The following is a 16751-nucleotide window of genomic DNA, read 5'->3' on the forward strand; positions in this document are numbered from 1 at the left end:
CGTTTTTAAAAGGGGAGAAAACAGGTGAAAGAAGAAACGTTCTATTTAGTGCGAGAGGATGTACTTCCAGATGCGATGCGAAAAACGCTTGAAGTCAAAAAGCTGCTTGATCGCAAAAAAGCGGATTCAGTTGCTGATGCTGTTCAAAAAGCGGATTTAAGCCGCAGTGCTTTTTATAAATACCGAGATGCTGTTTTTCCGTTTTATACGATGGTCAAAGAGCAGATTATCACATTGTTTTTCCATCTTGAGGACCGGTCTGGTGCTCTATCAAGGCTGCTCCAAATTGTGGCTGACTCTGGCTGTAATGTGTTATCTATTCACCAAACCATTCCGCTGCAAGGAAGAGCGAATGTCACCCTATCGATCAGTACGGCTGGCATGGCAGATGATATCAATACCGTCATGAATCATTTAAGAAAACTCGAATTTGTCGAAAAAGTTGAAATTCTAGGTTCTGGAGCGTAAAGGAGAGATCATAGCAGATGAAGCAATTAACTGTAGGTTATTTTGGACCAGAGGCAACATTTACTCATTTGGCCGTATGCTCTTGCTTTCCAAAAGATGCAGTGCAGCAGGCCTATGCAACGATCCCGCAATGCATGGATGCTGTGTCAAAGGGCGAAGTAGATTTGGCGGTCGTTCCGCTTGAAAATGCACTCGAAGGATCTGTGAACTTAACGATTGATTATTTAATTCATGAAGAAGCACTATCCATTGTTGGTGAAATGACAGCACCGATTCGGCAGCATTTGCTTGTCCATCCATCGAGAGCGGAGAGCTGGGAGACGTTAGATGCGATTCAATCACATCCTCATGCGATTGCCCAGTGTCATCAATTTCTGAAAAAGCAGTACCCTCATATTCCGCACCGGCCAGTAGAATCAACAGGCTATGCAGCGAAATACATCAGTGAGCATCCAGATGAAGCAGTTGGTGCGATTGCCAATGAGATTGCCGCAAAAACGTACGGATTGACCATTGCGAAAAAGGACATTCATGATTATCCGCACAATCATACACGCTTTGTTATTTTACATAAAGACCCTAAGGCATCGTTCCCAATGAATTCTGGTTTTTCTTCAAAACCAAAAACGACCATTGTAGTCAGTCTGCCAAAGGACGACCAATCAGGTGCATTGCACCGCGTGCTGTCTGCTTTTTCATGGCGAAATCTCAACTTGTCAAAAATTGAATCCCGCCCGACAAAAACAGGTCTTGGACACTATTTATTTATCATTGATATTGAAAAAGAAATGGATGATGTCCTTGTCCCTGGTGCGATTCAAGAATTAGAAGCGATTGGCTGTGAAGTCAAACTGCTCGGCAGCTACCAAACATATGAATTAACGAATGAAAAATAGTGTCCTATTGGGGACACTATTTTTTAGTCTTTAATTAAAAATCCAGCGTCATCCAGCGCTTGTATGGCTTGGTCAAGCTGCTTTTGACTGTAAGAAGTCAGTGTATGTAAGTGAACGCCATCTGTTAGTTCTGACAAGTAGGAGGCGCCAGTGTGAGAAATATGATGAACGAAATCAGCTACTTGTTTACGTGTGCTGACGCGAATAGAGGCGGTCAGCTCTCCGTAGACTGGGTGCTCTATGATCACGTCTTTCACCGTCACACCAAAATCTACAATCAGTGTCAGCTCCTCTTCTGTACGAAGAGGATCATGCTTGCAGGCGATGATCTGTTCAATTTCAGTTTCTGGTGCATGCAGCGGTGCCATATATACATAGCCTTGGCTTGTGGCAATAATGGGTTCGTTTTTTGCTTTTAATAATGATATATCCTGTACAATGACTTGTCGTGATACAGCGGCCTTTTTAGCTAAAAAGCTTCCAGTGAGCGGTGTATCTGTTTCTTTCAGCCACTTTAAAATGGCATTTCTTCTTTCTTCGCCAATGAGTTTCCTCTCTTGCTCCACGTCTTATGCTCCTTTCTTCTCCTTTTGCAAGCGCTCAAATGTATGCAAAAGCTGATCGATGTCCTCTTTTGATGACTGTCGTCCAAATGATATTCGAATGAATTGAAGGGCATCACGATCTGATACTTGTAATGCCTTTACAGCAGGGGAAGGATGATGGTAACCAGAAGCACATGCACTTCCAGTCGATATACAAATCCCATGCCGGTTACACGCTAACATTACATATTGTCCTTCAAACCCTTCAAAAAAACAACCAATAATATGAGGGAGCATGCGGTGCTTGCCATGATCCTGAAGCGTACGGACAGGCAATTGCCGTTTTTTTAGCTGCTGAAGAAAATAATCACGAAGCTGCTCATTTAGTTGATGCTGCTCATCTAGCTTAAGCATCACTTGTTCACTCGCCGCGGCAAAAGCACCGATACACGGAACGTTCACAGTTCCAGGGCGTAAGCCGTTTTCCTGAACTGCACCTGCATATATAGGCTTCCAAGGGACATGTGCGCCCATATAGACAGCACCAGCGCCCTTAGGTGCATACACTTTATGACTAGAGATGGACATGGCATCGACCCCAAGTTCCTTGATGGACACACGGATTTTTCCGAATGTTTGCACAGCATCTGTATGAAAAAAAATGTGTCTTTCCTTTAAAAGCGGTGCTAATTGAGCTAGTGGCTGGATTATACCTGTTTCTGAGTTTGCATGCTGGATGGACACTAGTCCTGTTTCAGGCAATAAAGCTTTTTGAAGTATGTCCTCTGTGATGATCCCATCTTGATTCGGTTCAATGATCGTGACCTTTACGCCAAAGCGCTGTAAGCTACTAACCGCGTGATGCACAGATGGGTGTTCCACTGATGTTGTGATGACATGCTGTTTATGTGCTGGCAGCCCATTTGTGATTGATTGAATCGCAAGGAGATTGGATTCAGTTCCGCCGCTTGTAAAGTAGATGCCGCCTGATTCGCCTTCAAGAATTGTAGCGAGTGATTGTCTACTGTAAGTCAATATGTCATTTGCTCTTCCCCCTGCATCATGAAGACTGCTGGCATTCCCGTAATAATCTTTACTTAGCTGCTGAAATACATGCAGTGCTTCCTCTGAAACAGGTGTAGAAGCTGCGTAATCTAAATAGACCAAACCATCCATCTCCTGTGTGAAAATTTTTTCTTGTATTTATTGTAGTGTTATGTAATGATATGTGTCAAGACAGGTGTAAATGACAGGAGGGGCGATTGTGTCATCAATCAAAAAAGTCATTGTGGTGGGATCAGGCATTGCAGCGCTTTCCTTTGCAAAAACCATATCAGAAAGCTGCCAAGTCATTATGATGACAAAACAACAATTTTCCTCTAGTAATTCCATGCTGGCACAAGGAGGAATCGCTGCTGCCTTCTCAGCGCATGATTCAGTTGATCAGCATGTGCAAGACACACTGGCTGCCGGCTGTGATCATAATGATGAAAGGGCCGTACAGGAGATCGTCAGTCTTGGAAAACATCTTGTGAAGCAGCTCGTAGCAGAAGGCTGCCCATTTGACCGGAATGAAGCGGGAATGCCGCAGCTAGGTAAAGAGGGAGCGCACACCACTCATCGCATTTTGCATGCAGGAGGAGATCAAACAGGCAAAACCCTCGTGCAATATTTGAAAAGTCAGCTTGGCACACATATTCATGTATACGAATATCACCATGTCATTGATCTACTGGTTCATGAAGGGAAATGTATGGGTGTTGTATGGAAAGACGAGAAAGGACACGTACAGACCATGACTGCAGATGCAGTTGTTTTATCCACTGGTGGCTGCGGGTCCCTATATGAGACAAACACAAATGACCCTTCTGTAACAGGAGATGGGCTGATGATGGCCTATCGAGCCGGGGCGCAATTAGTGGATCTCGAATTTGTTCAATTTCATCCGACCCTTTTGACGATAGCTGGAAAAGCAGTCGGACTCATTTCAGAGGCAGTACGGGGGGAGGGAGCTTATTTAGAAGATGAAACAGGCAGGCGGATCATGAAAGGCATTCACCCACAGACCGATTTAGCGCCTAGAGATGTGGTCGCTAGAGCTATTTTTCATGAGCAGCAATTAGGTCACCATCTATATCTCAACATCCATGAGATTCCGCATTTCTCGGCTCGTTTTCCAGCGATTGATGCAATGTGTCAGCGAGCGGGAGTCGATATGGCAGGCGGACGGCTACCCGTTTCCCCTGGTATGCACTTTTTAATGGGCGGAATCAAGGTGAATGAATATGGAGAAACCACCGTTCAATCCCTATTTGCGATCGGTGAAGCGGCTTGTACAGGTTTACATGGCGCCAATCGATTGGCGAGTAATTCCCTTCTAGAAGGTCTAGTTTTAGGAAGCAAAGCCGCTCGTCGTATTGAGCAATTGCCAAAACAGCCAAAAACAATCCCGTCTCTTTCTGTAAAAGAAATATGGTCTGTCCCGGCGATTTCAAAGGCTCAGATTAGAAAATGGATGACAGCATATGCTGCAATTGTCAGAGATGAAAAAGGCTTGCAGACCTTGCTCGATGAATTAAAACAAGTATCCTTTCAGCAAATTAATGTGAAGGATATCACAAACGAACAGATTGAATTAACCAATCAATGGGCTTTAGCGATTTGTCTCGTTCAGTCTGCACGACTCCGTACAGAAAGCAGGGGTGGTCATTATCGAAAGGATTATCCAAAGCGGAATGATGCTTTGTGGCAAGGGAAACAGATTGTACATGAAAATGGCGATATTTACATCATGAAAAATGAAAGGATCGGTGCCAAATGGAACGTTTACAGTTAAAACAAATGCTCACTCATTTTTTAAAAGAAGATATTGGCTTTGGAGATGTATCAGCTGATGCCATCTTTGGAGATAAGAAAGGAACAGCTTATATCATTGCGAAACAATCAGGCGTATTGGCAGGGTCACAAGTGGTTGACATGGGGTATGGCCTGCTGAATGAACAAATTCAAACTGAGCTGTTTTTCCAGGAGGGCGATTGGATTCATTCAGGCGCTGTACTGGCTCAAATAAGGGGCCCAGTCAACGACTTGCTCAAAGGAGAACGGGTCATTTTAAATTTATTACAGCGCATGACAGGTATCGCCACCTTAACGCATGAAGCAGTGCAGCGATTAGCTGATCCGTCTATTACAATTTGTGATACGAGAAAAACGACACCCGGCCTGCGCATGCTAGAGAAATACGCAGTCAAGGTTGGAGGCGGGAAGAATCATCGTTTCGGTTTATCAGATGGCGTGATGATTAAAGATAATCATATTGCTGCATGTGGTTCTATCCGTGAAGCTGTAGAGAAAGCACGAGCATACGCCGGTCATATGGTGAAAATTGAAGTCGAAATTGAATCAGAAACGCAGCTCATGGAAGCCATTGATGCAAAAGCGGATGTCATCATGTTTGATAACTGCTCTCCGGACGAAGTAAAACGTTTTAAACAAATGACGCCAGAGTCCATTCTGACAGAGGCTTCAGGGGGCATCACGTTAGAGACATTGCCAAGCTACAGGGGGACAGGAGTCGACCTTATTTCACTTGGTTTTCTAACACATTCTGCTCCAGCATTTGATTTTAGTATGAATATGGAATTCAGCCATAAAGGGGGAACGACTCATGTCCATGCTTGATGTACTAGCGAATCAACATTCGGCCATGATGCCAGATGAATATAAACACCGCTCTTATGAAGAAATGAAGCAGCGTGTGTTAGATATTAAACGAGCCTTTGGATCAAAGCTTTTTATACCAGGCCATCATTATCAAAAGGACGAGGTCATCCAATTTGCAGATGCAACAGGTGACTCATTACAGCTAGCGCAAATAGCAGCTGACAATCAGGAGGCAGAATACATTGTGTTCTGCGGTGTTCACTTTATGGCAGAAACGGCAGATATGCTGTCAAAAAAGAATCAGCATGTCCTTTTGCCTGATATGAGAGCAGGCTGTTCAATGGCTGATATGGCGAACATGAAACAAACCGATAGAGCATGGGAGCAGCTCACGGATCTGTTTCGGGAGACGATACTCCCGCTTACGTATGTCAACTCAACAGCTGATATTAAAGCATTTGTCGGCAAGCATGGCGGGGCAACTGTTACATCATCAAACGCTAAAAAAGTGCTCGAGTGGGCGCTTACGCAAAAAGAGCGGATTCTGTTTCTCCCTGATCAGCATTTAGGGCGTAATACAGCCTATGATTTAGGTATTCCGTTAGAAGAAATGGCTGTTTGGGATCAAGTAGAAGAAAAGCTCATCACCGATCAGCCGCTTTCTCGCATCAAAATGATTTTATGGAAAGGGCATTGCTCTGTACATGAGAAGTTTACCGTGCAGAATATTGATGAAACGAGAAAAAGAGACCGTGACATTCAAATCCTTGTTCATCCAGAGTGCACGCATGAGGTGGTAAGAGCTTCTGATCTAGCTGGTTCAACGAAATTTATTATAGATACGATCAAGCAGGCGCCAGCAGGAAGCAAGTGGGCGATCGGAACAGAAATGAATTTAGTAAAGCGCATCATAGATCAGCATCCAGATAAGCAAATTGAATCCCTTAACCCGGATATGTGTCCGTGTTTGACAATGAACCGTATTGATCTGCCTCATCTATTATGGTCACTTGAAAGCATTGAAAAGGGAGAGCCAGTCGGTTTGATTCAGGTCAATGAAGAGATAACAAAAGAGGCTTTACTCGCGTTAAATAAAATGCTTACGATTAAATAATGAATCAGCCCCTCCTATCAGAAAACAAGTTTTTATCATATTGGCTTGTAAATAGGCATAAATTTATGGTGAAACATATTGTACTTCTGACATAACCGATACGTTCACGTTTTGCATAGGAGGGGAAAACGTTGAAAATTCATATTGTGCAAAAAGGAGACTCCCTTTGGAAAATTTCAAAGAAATATGGAGTCGACTTTCAAGAATTGAAAAAACTAAATTCACAGCTCAGTAATCCAGATTTGATCATGCCGGGTATGAAGATCAAAATTCCATCTAGTGGTGTTCCTGTGAAAACAGATCATCAAAATGTGAAAGAAAAGCCAAAGCCGAAAGAACATCCGTATGTGAAAGAAAAGCCGAAGGATGTCGTGCAAGTGCAAGATACGAAACCGAAGGAAAAGCCAAATGAACCGGTACCTTATGTACCGCCAGTTCCAAAGATCGAACAGCCAGTTTTTCCGCAAGTCGATGTGAACTATTATCAGACCAATCTCTACCAGCCATTCACGCCTCCTCCCAAAAAAGAACATCATGAAAAGAAAGATCATGTTCATGAGAAGAAGGATCACAAGGATCATAAAGACCATTTTCATCATGAAAATAAGGACCATAAAGATCACAAGGACCATTTTCATCATGAAAATAAAGATCATCACAAAGATGAAGTGGCAAAGGGATATGATCCATTTATTCATATTCCGCATCAAAAAGAGGAGGGAAAAGATATGGAGCATAGCAATTACCCAAACCTTCCTAACTTCCCGCAAATGCCGAATGTGGGAGGAGCAGCGGTAGGGGGAATGGCCGAAAATAAAGAGCATCAGCACCATCATCATGAACCATATGACCCTTATTATGGTTATGGTCATGGTCATTACATGCCTGCGATGTACCCATATCCGCAGCAAATGGTGCCGGCTTCACCTATTTTACCGGGATCAGGACTTTGTTATCCGGTCCAGCCTTATTACCACCATCACATGATGCCATATTCTTACCCAGCCCAGCCGTATTATCCAGCCTATCAAGCGCCGGCTTACTACGGGGAACATCATGAGCATCACGCAAACGATGGACATCACTGGCACCACCATATGCATCCAAATGCAGGCGCAAATGCGAACGTGAATGCGAACGTGAATCAAGGCTTTTATCCAAACGCTTCAAACGAAGCCTATGGCAAGGAAGACTGCGGTTGTGATGACGGCATGAAGCATCATCATCAGCCATGGCCAGGACATTATCCAAATCCTGTTCCATATGGTCAAATGGGAGCTTATCCTGCTCAGCCTTATATGCAGCCATATCCAGGTCAATCCGTTTTTGCAAGACCAGAGGAAGACGAAGAAGATTAATGACAGAAGGGACGATCTCAATCGTTCCTTTTTTTGTTTATAACTGACAGCTTGATTTTCTCCTGAACTGTACATGCTAAAACAGAGCCTGTTTCGCGCTCATGAGATTGAATTTGTACAGGGGGTTTTTCGTTTGAGTTTGAGACAAAAATGGCAAAAAACAATCGCATTAGTGCTCCTTCCTATTGGTTTAACGGCATGTGGTACAAACGACAATGCGGGTGTAGATACACGTCATAATCAATCAGGCCAGCCGGTTGGTTATCATTCGAATAACCGTGCGGATGACAATAACCAAGATCATCAAGGGCCAGTTTCCGAACTCATGGAGGGAATGAACGGTGGGAATACAACGAATGTTGATTATCGCACCCGTCCTCAAACAGATGATCGAACGCCTCTCGCAGGTGGTGATGGACGCTATAGTCATGGGGATATGAACTATCATAACCAAATGTCGTTCTCTGGCTACGATAAACAAGAGAACGTGCAGCTTTCACGCAAAATTGCCAACCGGGTGAATAAAATGAACCATGTAGCAGACTCACAAGTCATGGTCACAGATGAAAATGTGTATATTGCCATAAAATCAGATGGACGTCTCACATCAGAGGGCGTAACACAAATAGAAGAAGCAGCGACTCGTTATGCAGATGGACGAGCTGTCCAAGTCATCAAAGACGAAGGTGCATTCACACGCTTCAGAGATATGAGAAAAACGCAATTTGAAACAGGCCAAACAGGCATGACCCGATAGTTTGAAATAAAAAAGGCTAAAGTTCGTCACGAACTTTAGCCTTTTCTTAAAAATAAACCTTGATCCCTATATAAAATTCGTAAACGAAATAACAGCCAAATCCAAGTAATAAAATACCTGCAATAATAGATGTCCACTTGATCATCGCCCGGTTCATCACTTTTCTTGTGAAGGATACAATCGTCAAAAGACCGATGTCATGCAGAAGAATCCCTGTCAAAATACCCCCGGCAGCCAACATAAACTCAGATGAATCTGTTTTCGTATAAGCATCTGCCAGTACAGCACCAAACACAGATACCCAGAACACAAGGTTTCCAGGGGATACTGCCACAAGCAAGCCGTTCCGGTAAGTTTTTGCAAATGATTGATTGACCTTTTCTCCTGCTAAATGAATGTCTTGATCTGCATTTTTAATGGAATCGTATGCAAGAATCATCAAGAATACGGCCCCGATCAGCCAGAGCGGGGTTTGGACAAACGGCAATGATAAAAATTGTGCGAATCCAGCATATAAAGCCAAGATGAGCAAGATATCGATTGTCATGCCGCCGGCTCCTACTGTTAAGCCATGAAAGAACCCATTTTTTAACCCCTGCTTTGTCATTTCAACCGTGATTGCTCCAACAGGTAGAGCAATTGAGAATCCTATGACGATAAATGTTAGAAATGTTTGCAATCGACTAGAACGTCCTTTGAATAAATGATTTGTATAAAAATTCTCCGTTTAGATTAATTATACATAATAGGAGAAAAGGATCAATGATTATTTCTGATTTAATGGAAATATAGGAGGGAGATGTTGTATAGAATTGTGCATATCCTGCCCATGAGTAAAACATGTAGGGGAAAGGAACTATTTTCCTGAATCTTCTTTTTTTCATATCGTTCCTATGCTAAACTGATGTGGAAATCAATAAAAGTGACTAGGGGTGCCCGTTAAAGTGGGCTGAGAGAGAAGCTGAAGCTTTTTAACCCTTTGGACCTGATCTGGCTCGTACCAGCGTGGGGAAGTTGAAGACGATACATGTGTCATTTGAATGACATTCATGTTTTTTCTGACGACGAAACCAGGTTCTCAAGCATAGAGCCTGGTTTTTTGCTGGTGCTGATTTGATCCTGTCCGGTGACAAGAAGAGAAGGAGAGAACAGCAAATGAAAGAAAAGAAAAATGTCCCATCCACCCAATCTTTACTATCAAGCTTTGAAGGAAGTAAAAAGGTGTATGAGCAGGGATCAAGACCTGACATCTTGGTACCCAAAAGGGAGATTATGCTCTCAAATACTGTGACACAGGCGGGCGAGGTTCCAAATGACCCAATCCGTGTGTACGATACAAGTGGACCGTACACAGATGAGAATGCCCATATTGATGTTACAAAGGGATTAAAGCGTCTTAGAGCGGCGTGGATTGAAGAAAGAGGAGATACAGAAAGCTATGAAGGGCGTCATGTGAAACCGGAAGATAACGGGTATCGTTCAATGGGGAAAGAGTCCTTCCAGCCTGTTCATACTGATTTTCATCATGTGCCGCTCCGCGCGAAAAATGGTGCCACTGTGACACAAATGCATTATGCAAAAAAAGGCATTATTACTCCTGAAATGGAATTTATTGCGTTGAGAGAACAGCTAAGCCCTGAGTTTGTTAGGGATGAAGTAGCTAGCGGAAGAGCAGTCATTCCAGCGAATATTAATCATCCTGAAAGTGAACCGATGATTATTGGAAAGAATTTTCACGTCAAAATCAATGCAAATATTGGAAATTCAGCTGTGACGTCCTCCATTGATGAAGAAGTAGAAAAAATGACGTGGGCGATCAGATGGGGTGCAGACACAATGATGGACCTGTCCACTGGGAAGGACATTCACACAACGAGAGAATGGATCATTCGGAATTGCCCAGTCCCAGTAGGAACCGTTCCCATTTACCAGGCACTTGAAAAAGTGAATGGAGTAGCAGAAGACTTGACGTGGGAGGTATACAGAGACACATTAATTGAACAAGCAGAGCAAGGTGTAGACTATTTTACGATTCATGCGGGCGTGCTATTAAGATACATTCCGCTTACAGTCGATCGGGTAACGGGAATTGTGTCAAGAGGCGGAGCTATTATGGCAAGATGGTGTCTCGCTCATCATCAGGAAAACTTTCTTTATACCCATTTCGAAGATATTTGTGACATTATGAGAACCTATGATATTGCCTTCTCACTTGGAGACGGACTCAGACCGGGATCGATTGCTGATGCCAATGACGAGGCGCAGTTTGCTGAGCTAGAAACGCTAGGGGAATTGACAGAGATCGCCTGGAAACATGATGTACAGGTGATGATTGAAGGACCTGGACATGTCCCAATGGATAAAATCAAAGAAAATGTTGATAAGCAGATGGAGATTTGCAAAGAGGCACCATTTTATACGTTAGGACCTCTTACAACAGATATTGCCCCGGGATATGATCACATTACATCCGCTATCGGCGCTGCCATGATCGGCTGGTATGGCACAGCCATGCTGTGCTATGTTACGCCAAAAGAACATTTAGGTCTGCCGAACAAAGAAGATGTGAGAGAAGGCGTCATTGCGTATAAAATTGCCGCACATGCAGCTGATCTAGCAAAAGGACATCCTGCTGCTCAAAAGCGCGATGATGCATTATCGAAAGCGAGATTCGAATTTAGATGGCGGGATCAATTCCACCTGTCCCTTGATCCAGAAAGAGCCTTGGCGTTCCATGACGAAACATTGCCTGCTGAAGGCGCTAAGACCGCTCATTTTTGCTCCATGTGCGGACCGAAGTTTTGCAGCATGAAAATTTCTCATGATATCCGCCATCAATCAGAAGAAGTGAAAAAAGAGATGGAGAAGAAGGCGAAGGAGTTTATCCGCCAAGGAAGTCAAATTTATCAATCTTAAAAAAGAACCTCGCACTTCTTCATGTGCGGGGTTCTTATAAGACAGCTGAAAAGGCCTTTCTCATGAGATGGAAAAGGGCTCGTACTGCAATCGCCATCATGTCCATACTCGGAATCAGGGCATCTGTTAAATGAAACAAGACCGTTTGTCTCTCTGGAGATGTTCGTTTCTTTTTCTCTTTCATGAAGACAGCCTCCTTTTTAAACAATATACTTCTTTGCAGATGAGAGAGATAGAGATGTTATGTGAATTTAAACAAAATTTAAACTTCTTGTGTTTGGAAGGAAAGAAGGAGGGGAAACGAGTTGAATAGAGAATGAATGAAAAGAGCTGACCTTACCAGTTAGCGAACAAGAAAGAGTGGAAGGTGATCTTATGATGAAAGTATTCAAAGTAACATTTCATATGAACAACGGGGAAGTGCTTGATTTCGAGTTAAAACGTCCAGCGACCTATGATGTGTATAAAAAAATTGAGGAAGCCAATCATTGGTTTAAGCTGAATAATGAAATCATCAACCTATTAAATGTCAATAGTATCCATGTAGAAACAGAATAAAACAGAGAAGCCGCTCGGGAAGATGAGCGGCTTTTATTATGCGGAGAAATCATTTCGGTTATTAAGCTGGAATCGGGAGAGCCAGTTCTTTTTATACAAATAGGCAATCACTTCAAGCCACAGACGCGGTGCTTTTTTAGGGAAAAAAGGTTTTTGGTAATAGGCGTAAGCGGCTTTTAAATCATCCCATTGATGACATGTTTTCGTTTGAGTAAAGCGGGCAACGTCGATCACCCTGATGCGGCCTTCCTTTGTTAAAATCAGGTTACGCAGATGGATATCAGAAGGGTTTAATCCTTTCCCGCGTGCTTCTTCTAGCGCATGATCGACTTGTTCAATCATTTGTTTTTTGATGGGAATCCCCTTTGTGAGGCATTCATAGAATGTGTAGCCTTTAATATATTCCATTAAAATATACTGATCCCCAGACTCATAAATCTCAGGGTAATAAGGTGAACCGGAAAGTTTTTCGTAAATGGCGGCCTCTTTGCGGGCAATATGTTGATAAGAAGGGAAAAAGACTTTTAGCGCCATTTTTTTGCCGTCCTTTTTGTAGGAAAAGACATAGGCACTTCTTCCTTTGCCGCACAGCTCAAGCTCTGCCGGTTTAAAGGCAAGCTTATGAAAACGTTTTTCTTCATGATACTGAATCGATTCGGCTAATCTTTTGACATCTGACATTGACTTCACCTTCTTTGGTTTCAGTTTATGCGGCTGAAAAACGAATGATGAAAAAACCATGTCATTCGATTAAGCAATGGATTGTATCAAACATAACATTTACGAATGAAGGATACAACGAAAGACTCTCAAAACGCGTGAGTGTCATCGGTTTGGTTAATGTTTAGAAAAATGGGTCAAACTACATATGTCATGCATCGATCTTATGTTCTAAAGAGGTGTAAATAGTGAAAGTGAAGATGAAATGTTTCGTTACAGGACTTATCATGACAAGTGTGCTTTTTTTCGCTGCGGATATGGAGGGGAAAGAACACTTGCAAAAGCAGTCAAACTCTATCACCGTGCAGCTTGAGAAAGTCTATCTAGACGGAGATGTGAGTATAGAAAGGCACCGGGCATCATTAGAAGACAAAGACACATTCTGGGCGCAGTATAAAGGCTGGACGCTGGTAGAACAGAAAGAGGATTTTGCCCTTTTTAGAAAACAAATTGATGATATCTCTCCATTAAGTAAAGCAAATGGTTATATCGGGTTATCAGAGGACGGTGTCATTTCTACGTTTCATGGAAGGCCTGACGGCTGGGCGGAGCCTATTCATCTCTTTTTTCAAATTGATACGTCCCGTTTAGAAAGTCATGTAGAAAAGCAGCTTGAGCAAGGCATTCCTTTTCGAACAAAGGATGAATTTGAACATGTACTTGAAGTCATGAAGCCGTACCGAAATGAAATATCGTTTTAAACTGTGTGACAGCTTGCTGGTATGAAGACCGCAAGCTGTTTTTCATGGTTGTCATGTAAAAAAGGGCTGAGCGAACGTATGTTAACTTTTATTGCGGTTTTCTCTTCGATTTATGGTACAATGAAGAACAGTCAAAGAGGTGAAAACGGTGATAGAGTTTGTGAAAGGGACCATTGATTATGTGTGCCCGCAATATGTTGTCATTGAAAACGGCGGAGTGGGATATCAAGTCTATACCCCAAACCCGTTTATCTATCAAGTAAATAAACAAGAAACGATTTATACGTATCATTACATAAAGGAAGATGCCTTTTCGTTATATGGATTTCAAACACGAGAAGAAAAAGCATTGTTCACTAAACTGTTAAATGTCACGGGGATTGGCCCAAAGGGTGCTCTTGCGATCCTTGCTTCTGGTGATCCTGGCGCTGTCATTTCAGCGATAGAACGTGAGGATGAAGCGTTCCTGATTAAATTCCCTGGTGTTGGCAAAAAAACAGCCCGTCAAATCATTCTGGATCTAAAAGGAAAACTTGCAGATGTGGTGCCGGAGATGATTGGCAACTTATTTAATCACGAGGATCATATTCAGGTCGAAACGCAGCAAACGGCATTAGATGAAGCGCTTGAAGCCTTAAGTGTCCTTGGATACGGTGATCGTGAAATTAAAAAGGTTCTTCCATTATTAAAAGAAGAAACGAATCTTACCACCGATCAATATGTCAAAAAAGCTTTACAAAAAATGTTGAAATAGGGTGATGTCTCATGGATGAACGGCTCGTCTCAACTGAAGCAGACAACCATGAATCAGCCATTGAGCAAAGTCTGCGGCCACAGACGCTTAGCCAATATATCGGTCAGCAAAAAGTAAAGGATAATCTGAGCGTGTTTATTGAAGCTGCCCGCATGAGGCAGGAAACGCTCGATCACGTCCTTTTATATGGACCGCCTGGACTTGGGAAAACAACGCTTGCGTCAATTATTGCCAATGAAATGAATGTTCAGCTGCGTACAACGTCTGGACCAGCGATTGAACGTCCGGGAGATTTGGCAGCCATCTTAACATCTCTTGAGCCAGGAGATGTATTGTTTATTGATGAAATTCATCGCTTGCAGCGCTCAATTGAGGAAGTACTGTATCCAGCAATGGAGGATTTTTGTTTAGATATCGTCATTGGAAAAGGAGATACAGCACGCTCTGTACGGCTTGATTTACCTCCATTTACACTTGTAGGTGCAACGACACGTGTCGGGCTTTTAACAGCGCCGCTTCGAGACAGGTTTGGGGTACATGCAAGATTGGAATACTATGAGCAAAGAGATTTGGCTCACATTGTGGCAAGAACAGCCGAGCTGTTTGAGATTGGAATTGATCTTCGCTCAGCCGAAGAAATTGCGAGACGTTCTCGGGGAACGCCGAGGGTCGCCAATCGATTGCTCAGAAGAGTAAGAGATTTTGCGCAGGTACTTGGCAATCATGCCATTACGCAGGACATTGCAGAAGATGCCCTTGAGCGTCTTCAAGTTGACAGGCTTGGCCTCGATCATATAGACCATAAACTGCTTTTAAGTATGATTGAAAAATTTAGAGGCGGTCCTGTTGGACTTGATACGATTTCAGCGACAATTGGAGAAGAATCACATACGATTGAAGATGTGTACGAACCGTATTTACTGCAAATTGGTTTCCTTCAAAGAACACCAAGAGGCCGGGTCGTCACAAGAGAAGCGTATGAACATTTTCATATGGAGGTTCCGATTCGTGACTGAATTCCCTAAAATATTGATGATTTTAGGTGGTGTCCTTTTTGCCGCAGGCTTAGTGTTTCAATTGGTTGGGAAGCTGCCAGGTGATATTTTTGTGAAAAAAGGAAATGTGACGTTCTTTTTTCCCGTCATTACGTGCATTGTCATTAGCATCGTACTAACCATTTTACTCAATATCTTTGGACGGATGAAATAACGTTAACTAGTTAACTACAGAATAGGTGAAGGAAATGAAGCTAGAATTATTTGATTTTGATTTACCCGAAAGATTGATTGCACAAGTGCCGCTTGAAAAACGAGATGCATCAAGACTGATGGTCTTAAATAAACAAACGGGTGCGATCACACATGATACATTCTCACAAATCATCGATTATTTTCAAAAGGGTGATTGTCTCGTTTTAAACAACACTCGCGTTCTGCCTGCACGCCTGTTTGGCATGAAAGAGGATACAGGTGCAAAGGTTGAACTTCTTCTATTGAAGCAAGAAGAAGGAGACAAATGGGAAACTCTCGTAAAGCCAGCCAAACGGGTGAAAAAAGGAACGGTTATCACATTTGGTGATGGACGGCTTCAAGCAGTATGTACAGAGGAGCTGGAACATGGCGGACGAAAAGTCGAGTTTCAGTATACAGGCATTTTTTATGAAGTGCTTGAATCCCTTGGAGAAATGCCGCTGCCTCCTTATATTAAAGAGCAGCTTGATGATCGTGAGCGCTATCAAACGGTGTATTCGAAAGAAGTTGGTTCCGCTGCGGCGCCTACTGCCGGTCTACACTTTACAACTGAACTGCTGGATGCGCTGAAAGCCAAAGGTGTGCATATTGCTTTTATTACTTTGCATGTTGGGCTTGGAACTTTTCGTCCGGTCAGTGCAGAGCGCATTGAAGAACATGAAATGCACGCAGAGTTTTACGAAATGAATGAAGAAACGGCTAAAGAGCTGAATCGCGTGCGCAAAGAAGGCGGGCGGATTATTTCAGTTGGTACAACATCAACACGAACGCTTGAAACGATTGCAAGTGCACATGATGGTGAATTCAAAGCGTCAAGCGGGTGGACGTCGATCTTTATTTATCCAGGCTACACATTTAAGGCAATTGATGGGATGATCACGAATTTCCATTTGCCGAAATCCTCCTTAATTATGCTTGTCAGCGCATTAGCTGGACGAGAGCACGTACTGAAAGCGTACAATGAGGCAGTAAAAGAGGAATATCGATTCTTCAGCTTTGGCGATGCCATGCTGATTCAATAACATCATACAACAAAGACAGGAGGGCTCAT

Annotated in this window: 19 protein-coding genes and 1 riboswitch; of the genes, 14 read left to right on the top strand and 5 right to left on the bottom strand. The window is 42.9% G+C overall.

All coding sequences use genetic code 11. From position 1 onward, the window contains the following. Positions 1–24: 24 nt before the first annotated feature. Positions 25–468 carry an ACT domain-containing protein gene (locus IEE86_RS11895; protein WP_059375694.1) on the top strand — a complete coding sequence of 148 codons (444 nt, stop codon included), beginning with the start codon at positions 25–27 and terminating at the stop codon, positions 466–468. A gap of 17 nt (positions 469–485) precedes the next feature. Beyond that, complete coding sequence (gene pheA, locus IEE86_RS11900) at positions 486–1364, top strand: prephenate dehydratase (protein WP_191097417.1); 879 nt, start codon at positions 486–488, stop codon at positions 1362–1364. A 23-nt stretch (positions 1365–1387) separates the two neighbouring features. Here the strand turns inward: pheA and IEE86_RS11905 are convergent, their stop codons facing one another. Together IEE86_RS11905 and IEE86_RS11910 are read right to left on the bottom strand one after the other, a co-directional pair. Continuing rightward, positions 1388–1930 carry a transcription repressor NadR gene (locus IEE86_RS11905; RefSeq protein WP_191097418.1) on the bottom strand — a complete coding sequence of 181 codons (543 nt, stop codon included), beginning with the start codon at positions 1928–1930 and terminating at the stop codon, positions 1388–1390. A 3-nt stretch (positions 1931–1933) separates the two neighbouring features. Continuing rightward, positions 1934–3076, bottom strand: coding sequence for an IscS subfamily cysteine desulfurase (locus tag IEE86_RS11910; RefSeq protein WP_191097419.1), 1143 nt, complete (start codon positions 3074–3076; stop codon positions 1934–1936). A 97-nt stretch (positions 3077–3173) separates the two neighbouring features. On the opposite strand from IEE86_RS11910, the gene nadB reads away from it, so the two are divergent. The 5 genes from nadB (at position 3174) to IEE86_RS11935 (ending at position 8801) form a co-directional block, all read left to right on the top strand. After that, positions 3174–4745, top strand: coding sequence for an L-aspartate oxidase (nadB, locus tag IEE86_RS11915; protein WP_191097420.1), 1572 nt, complete (start codon positions 3174–3176; stop codon positions 4743–4745). Continuing rightward, a complete protein-coding gene (gene nadC, locus IEE86_RS11920; RefSeq protein WP_191097421.1) occupies positions 4727–5590 on the top strand; it encodes a carboxylating nicotinate-nucleotide diphosphorylase in 864 nt (287 codons plus the stop codon). The genes nadB and nadC overlap by 19 nt, the downstream gene beginning before the upstream one ends. Then, on the top strand, positions 5577–6686 hold the full coding sequence (gene nadA, locus IEE86_RS11925; protein ID WP_191097422.1) for a quinolinate synthase NadA: 1110 nt from the start codon (positions 5577–5579) through the stop codon (positions 6684–6686). The genes nadC and nadA overlap by 14 nt, the downstream gene beginning before the upstream one ends. Before the next feature lie 131 nt (positions 6687–6817). Beyond that, entirely contained in the window at positions 6818–8044 is a 1227-nt protein-coding gene (gene safA, locus IEE86_RS19620) for a SafA/ExsA family spore coat assembly protein (RefSeq protein WP_191097423.1), read from the top strand. 133 nt (positions 8045–8177) lie between these two features. After that, complete coding sequence (locus tag IEE86_RS11935; RefSeq protein WP_224740956.1) at positions 8178–8801, top strand: YhcN/YlaJ family sporulation lipoprotein; 624 nt, start codon at positions 8178–8180, stop codon at positions 8799–8801. Positions 8802–8847: 46 nt separating this feature from the next. Here IEE86_RS11935 and IEE86_RS11940 read toward each other — a convergent pair whose 3' ends face one another. Beyond that, positions 8848–9480 (bottom strand): LysE family transporter, encoded by a 633-nt coding sequence (locus IEE86_RS11940; protein WP_191097424.1) that lies wholly within the window; start codon positions 9478–9480, stop codon positions 8848–8850. Between the two features lie 239 nt (positions 9481–9719). After that, positions 9720–9830, top strand: a riboswitch (TPP riboswitch). Between the two features lie 126 nt (positions 9831–9956). Here IEE86_RS11940 and thiC point away from each other — a divergent pair. Continuing rightward, the gene (gene thiC, locus IEE86_RS11945) at positions 9957–11717 is read left to right on the top strand and encodes a phosphomethylpyrimidine synthase ThiC (protein ID WP_191097425.1); all 1761 of its coding nucleotides are present in this window, start codon (positions 9957–9959) and stop codon (positions 11715–11717) included. Positions 11718–11751: 34 nt separating this feature from the next. On the opposite strand, the gene IEE86_RS11950 is transcribed toward thiC, so the two are convergent. Continuing rightward, positions 11752–11901 carry a hypothetical protein gene (locus IEE86_RS11950; RefSeq protein ID WP_191097426.1) on the bottom strand — a complete coding sequence of 50 codons (150 nt, stop codon included), beginning with the start codon at positions 11899–11901 and terminating at the stop codon, positions 11752–11754. Positions 11902–12092: 191 nt separating this feature from the next. Here IEE86_RS11950 and IEE86_RS11955 point away from each other — a divergent pair, with 191 nt between their 5' ends. Next, complete coding sequence (locus IEE86_RS11955; RefSeq protein WP_008342761.1) at positions 12093–12275, top strand: hypothetical protein; 183 nt, start codon at positions 12093–12095, stop codon at positions 12273–12275. Positions 12276–12311: 36 nt separating this feature from the next. Here the strand turns inward: IEE86_RS11955 and IEE86_RS11960 are convergent, their stop codons facing one another. Further along, positions 12312–12956, bottom strand: a complete 645-nt coding sequence (locus tag IEE86_RS11960; RefSeq protein ID WP_191097427.1) for a protein kinase family protein — start codon at positions 12954–12956, stop codon at positions 12312–12314. Positions 12957–13195: 239 nt separating this feature from the next. On the opposite strand from IEE86_RS11960, the gene IEE86_RS11965 reads away from it, so the two are divergent. The 5 genes from IEE86_RS11965 (at position 13196) to queA (ending at position 16722) form a co-directional block, all read left to right on the top strand. Further along, positions 13196–13696, top strand: coding sequence for an intercompartmental signaling factor BofC (locus IEE86_RS11965; RefSeq protein WP_073979823.1), 501 nt, complete (start codon positions 13196–13198; stop codon positions 13694–13696). 148 nt (positions 13697–13844) lie between these two features. Beyond that, the gene (gene ruvA / locus IEE86_RS11970) at positions 13845–14450 is read left to right on the top strand and encodes a Holliday junction branch migration protein RuvA (protein ID WP_191097428.1); all 606 of its coding nucleotides are present in this window, start codon (positions 13845–13847) and stop codon (positions 14448–14450) included. Between the two features lie 11 nt (positions 14451–14461). After that, entirely contained in the window at positions 14462–15466 is a 1005-nt protein-coding gene (ruvB, locus tag IEE86_RS11975; RefSeq protein ID WP_191097429.1) for a Holliday junction branch migration DNA helicase RuvB, read from the top strand. Then, positions 15459–15659: a DUF2905 domain-containing protein gene (locus tag IEE86_RS11980; RefSeq protein ID WP_012010741.1), complete on the top strand. Its 201-nt coding sequence runs from the start codon at positions 15459–15461 to the stop codon at positions 15657–15659. The genes ruvB and IEE86_RS11980 overlap by 8 nt, the downstream gene beginning before the upstream one ends. A gap of 34 nt (positions 15660–15693) precedes the next feature. Then, positions 15694–16722: a tRNA preQ1(34) S-adenosylmethionine ribosyltransferase-isomerase QueA gene (gene queA / locus IEE86_RS11985; protein ID WP_191097430.1), complete on the top strand. Its 1029-nt coding sequence runs from the start codon at positions 15694–15696 to the stop codon at positions 16720–16722. Positions 16723–16751 lie beyond the last annotated feature (29 nt).

Source organism: Bacillus crepusculi (assembly GCF_014764715.1).
In the GTDB taxonomy this organism is placed as follows: Bacteria; Bacillota; Bacilli; order Bacillales; family Bacillaceae; genus Bacillus.

What these genes read in the sequence shown, in the direction of transcription:
- IEE86_RS11950 (WP_191097426.1), bottom strand. Translation starts at nt 11,901, where the DNA reads ATGAAAGAGAAAAAGAAACGAACATCTCCAGAGAGACAAACGGTCTTG.
- pheA (WP_191097417.1), top strand. Translation starts at nt 486, where the DNA reads ATGAAGCAATTAACTGTAGGTTATTTTGGACCAGAGGCAACATTTACT.
- IEE86_RS11960 (WP_191097427.1), bottom strand. Translation starts at nt 12,956, where the DNA reads ATGTCAGATGTCAAAAGATTAGCCGAATCGATTCAGTATCATGAAGAA.
- thiC (WP_191097425.1), top strand. Translation starts at nt 9,957, where the DNA reads ATGAAAGAAAAGAAAAATGTCCCATCCACCCAATCTTTACTATCAAGC.
- nadA (WP_191097422.1), top strand. Translation starts at nt 5,577, where the DNA reads ATGTCCATGCTTGATGTACTAGCGAATCAACATTCGGCCATGATGCCA.
- nadC (WP_191097421.1), top strand. Translation starts at nt 4,727, where the DNA reads ATGGAACGTTTACAGTTAAAACAAATGCTCACTCATTTTTTAAAAGAA.
- ruvB (WP_191097429.1), top strand. Translation starts at nt 14,462, where the DNA reads ATGGATGAACGGCTCGTCTCAACTGAAGCAGACAACCATGAATCAGCC.
- queA (WP_191097430.1), top strand. Translation starts at nt 15,694, where the DNA reads ATGAAGCTAGAATTATTTGATTTTGATTTACCCGAAAGATTGATTGCA.
- IEE86_RS11965 (WP_073979823.1), top strand. Translation starts at nt 13,196, where the DNA reads ATGAAATGTTTCGTTACAGGACTTATCATGACAAGTGTGCTTTTTTTC.
- IEE86_RS11955 (WP_008342761.1), top strand. Translation starts at nt 12,093, where the DNA reads ATGATGAAAGTATTCAAAGTAACATTTCATATGAACAACGGGGAAGTG.